The sequence below is a fragment of the Actinoalloteichus spitiensis RMV-1378 genome (assembly GCF_000239155.1).
Classification (GTDB): Bacteria; Actinomycetota; Actinomycetes; order Mycobacteriales; family Pseudonocardiaceae; genus Actinoalloteichus_B; species Actinoalloteichus_B spitiensis.
Genome location: NZ_AGVX02000142.1, coordinates 1 through 12525 on the forward strand (window position 1 = coordinate 1; position 12525 = coordinate 12525).

Annotated in this window: 10 protein-coding genes; 6 read left to right on the top strand and 4 right to left on the bottom strand. The window is 72.3% G+C overall.

What is annotated here, in order from left to right; genetic code table 11:
* Positions 1–88: 88 nt before the first annotated feature.
* The 4 genes from ACTIDRAF_RS27740 to ACTIDRAF_RS0207655 form a co-directional block, all read right to left on the bottom strand.
* Positions 89–847, bottom strand: coding sequence for a 4'-phosphopantetheinyl transferase family protein (locus ACTIDRAF_RS27740; RefSeq protein WP_016698137.1), 759 nt, complete (start codon positions 845–847; stop codon positions 89–91).
* A 66-nt stretch (positions 848–913) separates the two neighbouring features.
* A complete protein-coding gene (locus tag ACTIDRAF_RS0207645; RefSeq protein ID WP_016698138.1) occupies positions 914–1477 on the bottom strand; it encodes a GNAT family N-acetyltransferase in 564 nt (187 codons plus the stop codon).
* Between the two features lie 227 nt (positions 1478–1704).
* On the bottom strand, positions 1705–2214 hold the full coding sequence (locus ACTIDRAF_RS0207650) for a hypothetical protein (RefSeq protein WP_016698139.1): 510 nt from the start codon (positions 2212–2214) through the stop codon (positions 1705–1707).
* Positions 2215–2767: 553 nt separating this feature from the next.
* Positions 2768–3700, bottom strand: coding sequence for a heme o synthase (locus ACTIDRAF_RS0207655; protein ID WP_052168740.1), 933 nt, complete (start codon positions 3698–3700; stop codon positions 2768–2770).
* 358 nt (positions 3701–4058) lie between these two features.
* Here ACTIDRAF_RS0207655 and tkt point away from each other — a divergent pair, with 358 nt between their 5' ends.
* From tkt to pgl, 6 genes are all read left to right on the top strand, one after another.
* Complete coding sequence (gene tkt, locus ACTIDRAF_RS0207660; RefSeq protein WP_016698141.1) at positions 4059–6158, top strand: transketolase; 2100 nt, start codon at positions 4059–4061, stop codon at positions 6156–6158.
* Positions 6155–7285, top strand: coding sequence for a transaldolase (gene tal / locus ACTIDRAF_RS0207665; protein WP_016698142.1), 1131 nt, complete (start codon positions 6155–6157; stop codon positions 7283–7285). Before tkt ends, tal begins: the two co-directional genes overlap by 4 nt.
* A complete protein-coding gene (locus tag ACTIDRAF_RS0207670) occupies positions 7282–8928 on the top strand; it encodes a hypothetical protein (protein ID WP_052168741.1) in 1647 nt (548 codons plus the stop codon). The genes tal and ACTIDRAF_RS0207670 overlap by 4 nt, the downstream gene beginning before the upstream one ends.
* Positions 8925–10457: a glucose-6-phosphate dehydrogenase gene (gene zwf, locus ACTIDRAF_RS0207675; protein WP_016698144.1), complete on the top strand. Its 1533-nt coding sequence runs from the start codon at positions 8925–8927 to the stop codon at positions 10455–10457. The genes ACTIDRAF_RS0207670 and zwf overlap by 4 nt, the downstream gene beginning before the upstream one ends.
* Positions 10454–11755 (top strand): glucose-6-phosphate dehydrogenase assembly protein OpcA, encoded by a 1302-nt coding sequence (opcA, locus tag ACTIDRAF_RS27745; protein ID WP_016698145.1) that lies wholly within the window; start codon positions 10454–10456, stop codon positions 11753–11755. The genes zwf and opcA overlap by 4 nt, the downstream gene beginning before the upstream one ends.
* Positions 11752–12525: 6-phosphogluconolactonase (gene pgl / locus ACTIDRAF_RS0207685; protein WP_016698146.1), on the top strand; the 774-nt coding region annotated here is incomplete at its 3' end. The genes opcA and pgl, both read left to right, overlap by 4 nt.

A 12525-nucleotide genomic window follows, 5' to 3' on the forward strand; every position in this document is an offset into this window, starting at 1 on the left:
GGGCGGGGCGCGCCGCCGACCGCGCGCCCCGCCGGGCCGTCGCCGGCCCTCAGGCCGGGGTCGGTCGGGGGCCGGGCGGCGCTCGGCGTCAGCGGGACGGTTCTGGAGCCCCCGCCAACAGGGGGTCACCGGACAACTCCCGAATCCGCAACGGGCGCGAGTCGAGCACGGCGAGACTGGCCAGGTGACCGGACGGGGCTTCCAGCTCGTAGAGCCGCAGGGCCTCGGGAGCCGTCCGCTCCGAGCGCCAGTCCAGCATCGCGGGGGCCTCGTCCGGGCCGGAGAGCAGCACCGACCGCATCGGCAACGCCAGCCCGAGGCCGACCGCCTTGAGCACCGCCTCCTTGCGGGTCCAGTAGGTGAAGAACGCCTCCTGCCGCCGCTCGGCCGGGAGCGCGCCCACCGTGCGCTGTTCCTCCTCGCACAGCACGGTGTCACCGAGCCGGTCGATGTCGAGGTTCTCCCGTACCTCCTCCACGTCGACGCCGACCTCACCGTCCCGGCACACCGCCAACACGACGGACTCGCCCGAGTGGGACAACGAGAACCGCAGCCCGCTGTCCGGGGTGAGCACCGGCTTGCCGTGCGCCTGCTCACCGCAGTGCGCGCACTCGTAGCGGAACCGGACGTCCCGGGGCTCCAGCCCGAGGTGGGCTCCCAGCACGATGCGCGACAGCGCCCGGGCGACGAGGTGGCGTTGCCGGTCCTCCTCGCGGCGGAAGCGGTCGTGCCGGGTGCGTTCGGCGTCGTCGAGCAGGGAGATCAGCTCGGGGGCCGCCGCGTCCCTGGCCGCCCACCACACCTGGCACTCACCGCTGTCCAGCGGTGCGATCTCGGGTGCGCCCACCCGCCCACCTCCTGTTCGGTCGGCCCGGCCGCGCTGGCACGGGACTCGGGTCGTGCTGCCGTTCGGTCACAGCACGCCGCCGTTGCGGTCCACCACGCCCCCACCCGGCCACCGGGTCAGCGGGGCGGCGACGGGCAGCACCAGCAGCGGGTCACGGAGGTCCGCGTTCTGCCACGGGTAGTCCACGTCGGCCCACCTGCTCGCGACCCCGGTCAACGCGCACCAGCCCGAACGGGCGTAGAAGGCGGCGGTCCGCTGGTCGGTGTTGAGCAGCCCGAAGGGCACCCCCAGGTCGCGCAGGCGCTCCTCCACCCTTGCCAGCAGCTGCGCGCCCAGGCCGTTCCCCTGGGCGTCGGGGTGGACGGCCACCAGCCCCAGCTCGCCCACGAGTTGGTCGGCCCGCCCCACGCGGACGAAGCGGCGCAACACCGCCGCGTGCGCCACGACGGTGTCCCCCGCGCACGCCACCAGGCGCAGCTCGGGTCGGGCGCCGGCCCAACTCCGGGCGTCGCGGAACTGGTGGGAGGTGCTGACGAAGGCGGCGGACAGCAGCTCCGCGATGCGCAGGTGGTCGAGCGGCGTCAGCTCCCCCTCCCAGCGGTGGAACCAGCGCGGCTCCTCGACGCTCATGAGCTCTCCTTCGTCGGCGGGCTACCGCCGCGGCGTGGTCGACGCCGGGTCCGTGCACGCGACGCGGGTGCGACGGCGGACACGGTCCGGGACCCGTCCGATCATCGTCAGCTCAGCGTCCCCCGTCCAGCCGTTTCGACGGTCCTCGCGATGTGGACCACCCGCACGGCGCCATCATCCCCAGGAGGAGCGGCCGGTAGCCGGTGGACCGGCGTGCCGGCCGCCGTTCAGGTCGTGCCCCAGGGCGACCGGTCCTCCGGACGCGGGAAGGGGGCTGGGGCTCCGGTGGGACCGCCGAGGGCGCCACTGGTCGCCGGGTCGGCCGCACCGGGCTCGCGCCACCGCCCTGGCATGCACGCCGAAGCGATGAGGACCGTCCCCAACAGCAACAGCATCCCGAGGGACGCCAGCGAGATCAACGCCGGTGACACCGAACCCAACCACCCCATGACCCGGGTCGCGGTGCCGGTGCTGACCATGAAGAGCAGCCCGGCGGCGAGGAACGCGATGCCCGGGACGAGCGCGGCGACCGGTGAGACCCGCGCGCTCACGAGCACCGCGATCACGAGGCCGATCGCGACGATGACGAGGCTGGGCAGGATCAGGTCGGCGCCGAGGGCGAAGACCCGGAACGCCCGGACCAGTTCGCCCGAGGACCACCCGAGCCCCCAGCCGAGCGCCGGTGTCAGCAGGACGCCGAGCACAGCGCCGGTGATGTGCCGTGACGAGTTGCGCAACTCTTCTCCTTGTGAGCGTGGCGGAGACGTGGCCGTGATGCCTCGCGGAAGGTGCCCCGCACCCGACCGGGGTCCTCCCACCGGGACCGCCGCCAGCGGGTCGCTGGCACGCGCAGCCCGCGCGTGGACCGCCGCTCCCCCCATGTCGCGTTGCACCATTCTGCCCAACGAACCATCCGCCGGACACGGTAGGTGTCGATCGGTGCCCGGATCGCACCGGGCCGGGCGGGCCCAGGCCACGGGTGCGCGGGGGCGGTCGACCACCGCCCCGCGGGGACGCGATGCGCCAGGCCCTGGCGACACCGGGTTCACCCCCGCTGTGGTCGGGGACGGCGCGGGGCCCGGTGCGCCGGGGCGGTTTGGCGGGGCTCGACGGCACCGGCCCCGACCTCGACCTCGCCCGCGGCGGGGAGCGGCGCCGCAGGCGGGCCTTCCCCACCCGGATCCACCGTGCTCCGGTAGGCACGACGTGGTGCCGCTCCACCAGGAGGCCTGCGAGGTGCTCGAGGTTCCCGCCCGGGGACGGGCGGGCGCGGGACGCGCCCTTGTCGGATCAGAACGGCCAGCCGAAGACCTGCCAGCCGACGACGGAGTCGACGGCCAAGCCCACGAACACCGCCATCAGGTAGCTGTTGGACAGGTGGAACAGCCGCATCGGCCGCACCTCCTCGCCCCGCAGCACACCGGAGTGCAGCCGGTGGGCACCGATCAGGAACCAGGCGCCGCCCACGACGGCGAGCAGCAGGTAGATCCAGCTGGCGGCGGGCACCAGCAGCAATGACCAGAGCACCATCACCCAGGAGAAGATCACGATCTGCCGGGAGACGTGGCTGGCCTCCGCCACGACCGGCAGCATCGGAACGCCCGCCCGCTCGTAGTCCTCGCGGTACTTCATCGCCAACGCCCAGGTGTGCGGCGGGGTCCAGAAGAAGATGACGCCGAACATCACCAGGGCCGGCCAGTGGATGCCCCCGGTCACCGCCGACCAGCCGATCACCACAGGCATGCAGCCGGCGGCCCCGCCCCAGATGATGTTCTGGGCCGTCCGCCGCTTCAGCACCATGGTGTAGACGAGGACGTAGAACAGGATGGTGGCCACGGCGAAGACCGCCGCCAGGAGGTTGGTCGTCGTCCACAGCACGACGAACGAGGCCACGCCGAGGGACACCGCGAAGACGAGCGCGTGGGTCCGGGAGATCTGGTCCCGCACCAGCGGACGCTTGCTGGTCCGTTTCATCACCGAGTCGATGTCGGCGTCGATGACGCAGTTCAGCGCGTTGGCGCTGCCGGCGGCCATCGTGCCCCCCACGAGGGTGCACAGGACCAGCCACAGCGACGGCACGCCCCGTTGGGCGAGCAGCATCGCGGGGATCGTGGTGATGAGCAGCTGCTCCACCACCCGCGGCTTGATCAGCGACAGATAGGCGCGTAGGACCTGACGCAGCGATCGGGATCGGGGTGCGACAGGAGTGGCAACGGTGCTCATGACGCGCTCCGTGCGGCGCTCCCCGGCGACATGGGACTCCTCGTCAGTTCGGGTCAGACCCCTGGACAGCAGGGCCACCGGAATGCTAGCCGCGCTACGGAACCGGACCAGCAGGTGGGGCGTAAACTGGAGCGTTCCGGTGACCGCCGGTAGGGGATTTCACCCTGAGGGTGACCGCCACGGTACGTGTGAGTGGGCCGCCTCCCGGGCACCCGTGACGCGACGGGCTGCGAGATCACCGAGATCAAACGCCGCTATTAGGCTGGCGGCCGGACCAGGGACGACAGCGCGTCCGGCCCGAGGGTGCAACGGAGCGCCGTCCGGCAGGCCGCACCGAAGGAAATGGGGAGCACTGTCCGTGTCCGTCACTGAGGACCTCAACCAGCTGATCACACCGAACCTGCCCGCCGACTGGACGGCGCTGGACACCCGCGCGGTCGACACCCTCCGCGTGCTCGCCGCCGACGCGGTCCAGCACAAGGGCAACGGCCACCCCGGCACGGCGATGAGCCTGGCGCCCGTCGCCTACACGCTGTTCCAGCGCGTCATGCGCCACGACCCGAGCGACGCGGACTGGGCGGGACGCGACCGCTTCATCCTGTCCGCCGGGCACAGCAGCCTCACCCTCTACCTCCAGCTGTTCCTGGCCGGCTACGGCCTGGAACTGGAGGACATCCGCCAGCTCCGCCAGTGGGGTTCGAAGACCCCGGGTCACCCGGAGTACAAGCACTCCCCGGGAGTGGAGATCACCACCGGCCCGCTCGGGCAGGGGCTGGCCTCCGCGGTGGGCATGGCGATGGCCGCCCGCCGGGAACGTGGCCTGTTCGACCCGGAGGCCCCGCTCGGCGAGAGCCCGTTCGACCACCACATCTACGTGATCGCCTCGGACGGCGACATCGAGGAGGGCGTCACCGCCGAGGCCTCCTCACTGGCCGGTCACCAGCAGCTGGGCAACCTGACGGTGATCTACGACGCCAACGAGATCTCGATCGAGGACGACACGAACATCGCGTTGTCCGAGGACACGGCCAAGCGCTACGAGGCCTACGGCTGGCACGTCCTCCGGGTCGACGGGGGCGAGGACGTGGTGGCGATCGAGGCGGCGCTGGCCGAGGCGAAGGCGGAGACGCAGCGCCCGACGCTGATCGTCCTGCGCACCGTCATCGGCCACCCCGCGCCGACCAAGCGCAACACCGGCAAGGCCCACGGCGCCGCGCTGGGCGAGGAGGAGGTCGCCAGGACCAAGGAGATCCTCGGCTTCGACCCGGCGAAGAGCTTCCAGGTGGAGGACGAGGTGCTCGCCCACGGGCGGCGCGCGGTGGAACGGGGTGCGGCAGCCCACGCCGAGTGGCGGAAGTCCTTCGACGCCTGGGCCAAGGCCAACCCCGACCGCAAGGAGCTGTTCGACCGGCTGACCGCCGGCAGGCTCCCCGACGGTTGGACCGACAAGCTCCCGACCTGGGAGCCGGACGCCAAGGGCCTGGCCACCAGGAAGGCCTCCGGTGAGGTGCTCAACGCCCTCGCCGACGTGCTCCCGGAGGTGTGGGGCGGCTCCGCCGACCTCGCCGAGAGCAACAACACCACGATGAGCGGGGTGGACTCCTTCGGTCCGGCCAGCATCTCCACCCGCGAGTTCAACGCCCAGCCCTACGGGCGGACCCTGCACTTCGGTGTCCGCGAGCACGCGATGGCCTCGATCCTCAACGGCATCGCGCTGCACGGCCCCACCAGGCCCTACGGCGGCACCTTCCTGATCTTCAGCGACTACCAGCGGCCGGCGGTCCGGCTCGCCGCGCTGATGAAGGCCCGCTCCACCTTCGTGTGGACGCACGACTCGATTGGCCTCGGCGAGGACGGCCCCACCCACCAGCCGATCGAACAGCTCGCCTCGCTGCGGGCCATCCCCGGGTTGTCCGTGGTGCGCCCCGCCGACGCGAACGAGACGGCCGCCGCGTGGCGGGCCACCCTGGAGTGGGACGAGGGCCCCGTCGGCCTGGCCCTGACCCGGCAGAACCTGCCCGTGCACGAGGGCACCTCCGCCGAGGGCGTGGCCCGAGGTGGCTACGTGCTCGCCGAGGCGGGCAGCGGGACCCCGCAGGTCGTCATCATCGCGACCGGTTCCGAGGTCACCCTGGCCCTGGAGGCCCGGCAGGTCCTGGAAGCCGAGGGCGTGGGGACCCGGGTGGTGTCCATGCCGTGCGTCGAGTGGTTCGACGCCCAGGACCAGAGCTACCGCGACCAGGTCCTGCCGCCGTCGGTCCGGGCCCGGGTCGCCGTGGAGGCGGGCATCGCCCAGCCCTGGCACCGCTTCGTTGGCGACGCCGGCCAGATCGTCTCCATCGAACACTTCGGCGCGTCCGCCGACTACAAGACCCTCTTCCGGGAGTTCGGTTTCACCCCGGAGGCCGTCGTGGACGCCGCCCGCACCAGCATCGCGCGAGTGGAGGGAACCAAGTGAGCAGCAACGAGCGTCTCGCGGCACTGTCCGACGCCGGCGTGTCGGTGTGGCTGGACGACCTGTCCAGGGACCGCATCAGCTCCGGCCAGCTCGCCGACTACATCCGCGACTACCGGCTGGTGGGCGTCACCACCAACCCGACGATCTTCGCGGGTGCCCTCGCCGACAGCAGCTCCTACGACCCGCAGGTCAGGGAGCTGGCGGCGCGGGGCGCCAGTGTGGAGCAGGCGGTCAGGGAGATCACGACCACTGACGTCCGCAACGCCTGCGACGTGTTCCGGGAGACCTACGAGGCGACCGGAACCGTGGACGGCCGGGTCTCGATCGAGGTGGACCCCCGGCTCGCCCACGACACCGAGGCCACCATCGCCGAGGCCAGGGAGCTCTGGAAGACCGTCGACCGGCCGAACCTGTTCGTCAAGATCCCGGCCACCCTGGAGGGCCTTCCCGCCATCACCAAGGCCCTCTCCGAGGGGATCAGCGTGAACGTGACGTTGATCTTCTCCGTGGAGCGCTACCGGGACGTGATGGAGGCGTTCCTCACCGGTCTCGAGCAGGCGAAGCAGGCCGGGCACGAGTTGGCCACCATCGAGTCGGTGGCCTCGTTCTTCGTGTCCCGCGTCGACACCGAGGTGGACAAGCGGCTGGAGGCCCTGGGGACCGGGGAGGCCGCCGCCCTGCGCGGCAAGGCAGCCCTGGCCAACGCCCGGCTCGCCTACGCCGCCTTCGAGGAGGTCTTCTCCTCGCAGCGGTGGAAGGCGCTCGCCGAGGCCGGTGCCCGCCCGCAGCGGCCGCTGTGGGCGTCGACCGGGGTCAAGAACCCCGACTACCCGGACACCCTCTACGTCGACGAGCTCGTCACCGCCAACGTGGTCAACACGATGCCGGAGAAGACGCTGCTGGCCGTCGCCGACCACGGCACGGTGGAGGGCGACCGGGTCCGGGGCACGGCCGAGGACGCGAAGGGCGTCTTCGAGCGCCTCTCCGAGGTGGGGGTCGACGTGGACGACGTCTACGTCGTGCTGGAGACCGAGGGTGTCGACAAGTTCGAGAAGTCCTGGACCGAACTGCTGGACAGTGTCACCGAACAGCTGAGGGCAGCCACCGAGTCCGGGGGGAGCGCATGACGGGAGCAACGGCAGCCGGTGACGGGCCGGGAGTGGCGGTCGAGATCAACGACGCGTCACGGGCGGCCGAGGCCGCCGCCGTCGCCGAACGGCTGGCCGGCGAGCGGGTGGCGTCCCGCCTCGCCGACCAGGACGCGACGCTGTGGGGGCCGGAAGCCGAACCGGAGGCGTCGATCCGGCTGGCCTGGACGGGGCTGCACCGCAGCTCCCGTCCCGTGGTCGGGGAGATCGAGGCGGTCCGGGGCGAGTTCCACGCCGAGGGCGTCGACCGGGTGGTGCTGGCCGGGATGGGCGGTTCCTCCCTCGCCCCGGAGGTCATCACCGCCGCCGCCGGGGTGCCCCTGGTGGTGTTGGACACCACAGACCCGGCCCAGGTCGCCGAGGCCCTGTCGGGCGACCTGTCCAGGACCGTCCTGGTGGTGTCCTCCAAGTCCGGTTCCACGGTGGAGACCGACAGCCACCGGCGGATCTTCGAGGCCGCGTTCCGGGCGAACGACATCGACCCGGCCAGCCGGATCGTGGTGGTCACCGACCCCGGGTCCCCGCTGGAGTCGATCGCCCGGGAGAACGGCTACCGGCGGGTGTTCCTCGCCGATCCCAACGTCGGAGGGCGCTACTCGGCGCTGACCGCCTTCGGGCTCGTCCCGGCCGGCCTGGCCGGGGCCGACATCGCCGCCCTGTTGGCCGAGGCCGCCTCGGCGGCACCGGCGCTGGGGGCCGACTCCCCGGAGAACCCGGCGCTGCGGCTGGCCGCGGCGCTGGGTGTGGCGCACTCGGAGGGTGCCGAGAAGGTCGTCTTCGCCGACAACGGCTCCGGGTTCCCCGGGTTCGCCGACTGGGCGGAGCAGCTCATCGCCGAGTCCACGGGCAAGGAGGGCACCGGCCTGCTCCCGGTGGCCGTGGAGAACACCTCGGCGCCGGGTTTCGTCGACGCCGGTGACGACGCCACCACCGTCGTGTTGGGCGACCCGGTGGAGAACGCGGGGATCACCGTGTCCGGCACGCTGGGTGGCTCCCTGCTGCTGTGGGAGTTCGCCACCGCGTTCGTCGGTCGGCTGCTGGGGATCAACCCGTTCGACCAGCCGGACGTGGAGGCGGCCAAGAAGGCGGCCCGGGCGCTGCTCGACACCCCGGAGCGGGCGGCGTCCGCCGCGGAACCGCTGCTCCGGGACGGAGCGGTGGAGGTGTACGCCACCGGTCAGTGGCGGCCGGCCGACACCGGGTCGCTGTCGGCGGTGGTGAGGTCGCTGCTGGCCGAGACACCCACGTCGGGTTACCTGGCCGTGCAGGCCTACCTCGACCGGGAGCAGGACGCCTCGGCTGCGGTCCTCCGCCCGGAGCTGGCCCGCAGGTCGGGCGCGCAGACGACGTTCGGGTGGGGCCCCCGGTTCCTGCACTCCACAGGGCAGTACCACAAGGGTGGCCACCAGAACGGGGTGTTCCTCCAGCTCACCGGGGACAACGAGCAGGACCTCGACGTTCCCGGCCGGCCGTACACCCTCGGCACGCTCCAGCTGGCGCAGGCGCTCGGGGACGGCCAGGTGCTGGCCGACCACGGGAGGCCGGTGCTCCGGGTGCACCTCACCGACCGCGCCGCCGGCCTGGCCCAACTCGTCGCAGCGATCCAGGAGACGACTCCGTGACCAGCAGACACTGGCGCAACCCACTGCGGGACGACCGGGACAAGCGTCTGCCGAGGATCGCTGGCCCCAGCGGGCTGGTGATCTTCGGGGTCACCGGCGACCTCTCCCGCAAGAAGCTGATGCCCGCCATCTACGACCTGGCCAACCGCAAACTGCTGCCCCCGGGCTTCGCGCTCACCGGGTTCGCCCGGCGGGACTGGGCGGACCAGGACTTCAGCAAGGTGGTGTACGAGGCGGTGCGGGAGCACTCCCGCACCCCGTTCCGGGAGGAGGTCTGGCGGCAGCTGTCGGAGGGGCTGCGGTTCGTCTCGGGCAGCTTCGACGACGACCAGGCCTTCGACGACCTCGTCACGACGGTCGCCGACCTGGACCGGGTCCGGGGGACCGGCGGCAATCACGCCTTCTACCTGTCGGTTCCGCCGAGCGCGTTCCCGACGGTGTGCCGGCAACTGGCCCGCTCTGGTCTCTCCGCGCAGAACCCGGAGCAGTGGCGCCGGGTCGTGATCGAGAAGCCGTTCGGCCACGACCTGGAGAGCGCCCAGGAGCTGAACAAGATCGTCAACGAGGTCTTCCCCGAGGAGTCGGTGTTCCGCATCGACCACTACCTCGGCAAGGAGACGGTGCAGAACATCCTGGCGTTGCGCTTCGCCAACCAGCTGTTCGAACCGCTGTGGAACGCGCACTACGTGGACCACGTGCAGATCACCATGGCCGAGGACATCGGCCTGGGGGGTCGAGCGGGCTACTACGACGGCATCGGCGCGGCGCGGGACGTCATCCAGAACCACCTGCTCCAGCTGCTGGCGTTGACCGCGATGGAGGAGCCGGTCTCCTTCCACCCCCGCGCGCTGCGCACCGAGAAGATCAAGGTGCTCGCGGCCACCAAGCCGTGGGAACCGTTCTCGGAGACCACCGCCCGCGGCCAGTACACCGGCGGGTGGCAGGGCGGGCAGCTCGTCCCCGGGCTGCTGGAGGAGGGCGGTTTCGCCAGCGACTCCACCACCGAGACCTACGCGGCGATGACCATGCAGGTCAACACCCGCCGTTGGGCCGGCGTGCCGTTCTACCTGCGCACCGGCAAACGGTTGGGCCGACGGGTCACCGAGATCGCCATCGTGTTCAAACGGGCCCCGCACCTGCCCTTCGACTCGACGTCCACCGACGAGCTCGGGGAGAACGCACTGGTCATCCGGGTGCAGCCGGATGAGGGGGTGACGATGCGGTTCGGGTCGAAGGTGCCGGGCACCTCGATGCAGATCCGCGACGTCACGATGGACTTCGGTTACGGCCACGCCTTCACCGAGGACTCGCCGGAGGCCTACGAACGGCTGCTGCTGGACGTGCTGCTCGGCGAACCGTCGCTGTTCCCGGTCAACGAGGAGGTCGAGCTGTCCTGGCAGATCCTCGACCCCGTCCTGCGGTACTGGGAGAAGGAAGGTGGCCCCGAGCCCTACCGGGCCGGGAGCTGGGGACCGGAGTCGGCCGACCGGATGATGGCCCGCACCGGACGTCACTGGAGGCGCCCGTGATCATCGACCTGCCCTCGACCACGACCTCCCAGGTCAACAAGAAGCTGGTGGAGATCCGGGAGACCGGTGGCGCCGTCGCCCTCGGCCGGGTCCTCACCCTGGCGATCATCACCGACGACGGCAGCCAGGCCGAACAGGCCATCGAGGCCGCCAACGACGCCAGCCGCGAACACCCCTGCCGGGTCATCGTGCTCGCCCGTGGTGCCCGCAAGGCGGCCGCCCGCCTCGACGCGCAGATCCGCGTCGGGGGCGACGCCGGGGCCAGTGAGGTCGTCGTGCTCCGCATGTACGGGCCGTTGGCCGACGAGGGCGCCAGTTGCCTGGTGCCCCTGCTGCTGCCGGACGCGCCCGTGGTGGCGTGGTGGCCCCTGGAGGCACCGAAGGTGCCGGCCGAGGACCCGATCGGCAAGCTCGCCCACCGGCGCATCACCGATGCCAAGTCCGAGCGCAACCCCGTCCGGTCGCTGGAGCAGCGGCGGTCCTCCTACCGGGGCGGCGACACCGACCTGGCGTGGACCCGGCTGACCTCCTGGCGTGCCTACCTGGCCGCCGCCCTCGACCTGCCGCCGCACGAGCCCGTGACCCGGGCCACGGTGACGGGCAACGCCGACTCCCCCTCCACCCAACTGCTCGCCGGCTGGCTCGCGTCCTGCCTGGACATCTCGGTGCGCCGGGTCCGCACCTCCAGCGGACAGGGCATCGTGTCGGTGGTGTTGGAGCGGCGTTCGGGACTCATCGAGCTGGTCCGCCCGGACGGCCAGGTGGCGACGTTGACCCAGCCGGGGCAGCCCGACCGGACGATCGCGCTCCCGCGCAGGTCGGTGCGGGACTGCCTCATCGAGGAGCTGCGCAGGCTGGACCCCGACGAGGTGTACGAGGACACCCTGGAGGCGTTGCCGAAGGTCGTGGCTGCCCGCGGCTCGGTGACCACGGCGAAGTCCAGCCCGGCGGCGCGGTCGACCAGCCGCCGCACGGCTACGTCGGCGAAGTCCACCGCGCGGGCCGCCGAGCCCGGCGCGGGGGGCAGGAGCGCCGGCACGGCGAAGTCCACCCGCTTGGAGCCAGCCTCCTCGGAGGGCACGGGCGCTCGGAACGGCACGTCCAAGCGCGGTACCCGCAGGACCGGCGGTGCGACCGGTTCGACCACGGGCGCGGCGAAGCGGACCGGGGGACGGCGTTCCGCCGCCCCCAAGCCCGCCCGCCGGGGAAGCGTGGGCAGGTCCGCCCGGGGGGAGTCCTCGTTACCCCGAAACCACCAGGACACCCCACCCACGACCGAAGGGACTGAGAGCGGATGAGCTCCACCGACGGGAACCCCACCGCTCCCCGGGTGGTGGTGCACCGCACCCCGGACGTGCTCGCTCCGGCCGTGGCGGCACGGCTGCTCACGGCGCTGGTGGACGCCCAGGCCGCGAAGGGCTTCGCGTCGGTGGTGCTCACGGGTGGCCGGACCGGGGGCGCCGTCCTGGAGCGGTTGCGGGACGCACCGGCCCGGGACGCCGTGGACTGGTCGCTGGTCGACTTCTACTGGGGCGACGAGCGCTTCCTGCCTTCGGGTGACCCGGAGCGGAACGAGACACTGGCCCGGACGGCGTTCCTCGACCACGTTCCGGTGGACCCGGCCCGGGTGCACGTGATGGCGCCCTCGGACGGCGAGTTCGGGGACGACCCGGAGGCCGCGGCCGCCGCGTACGCCCGGCTGCTCGCCCAGCGTTCGGTGGAACAGGGCGGGACGGCCGGAGTACCGCGCTTCGATGTCTGCCTGTTGGGGGTCGGGGAGGAGGGGCACACCGCCTCGCTGTTCCCGCAGACCCCCGCCGTGCGGGAGGCGGAGCGGACCGTGGTCGCGGTCCGGGACTGCCCGAAACCCCCGCCGACCAGGATCTCGCTGACCCTGCCCGCCATCCGGGAGGCCGCCGAGGTGTGGTTGCTGACCACCGGTGCCGCGAAGGCGGAGCCGGTCGGAGCGGCGCTGCGGGGCGCCGACCCGGAGTCGGTCCCGGCGGCGGGTGCCGTCGGCCGGGTCGCCACCCGCTGGTTGCTCGACGAGACAGCGGCCGACCGGGTG

Bases quoted from the DNA above. Each gene is read 5' to 3' on its own strand.
- ACTIDRAF_RS0207670 (WP_052168741.1), top strand. From the start codon at position 7,282: ATGACGGGAGCAACGGCAGCCGGTGACGGGCCGGGAGTGGCGGTCGAG.
- ACTIDRAF_RS0207645 (WP_016698138.1), bottom strand. From the start codon at position 1,477: ATGAGCGTCGAGGAGCCGCGCTGGTTCCACCGCTGGGAGGGGGAGCTG.
- ACTIDRAF_RS0207655 (WP_052168740.1), bottom strand. From the start codon at position 3,700: ATGAGCACCGTTGCCACTCCTGTCGCACCCCGATCCCGATCGCTGCGT.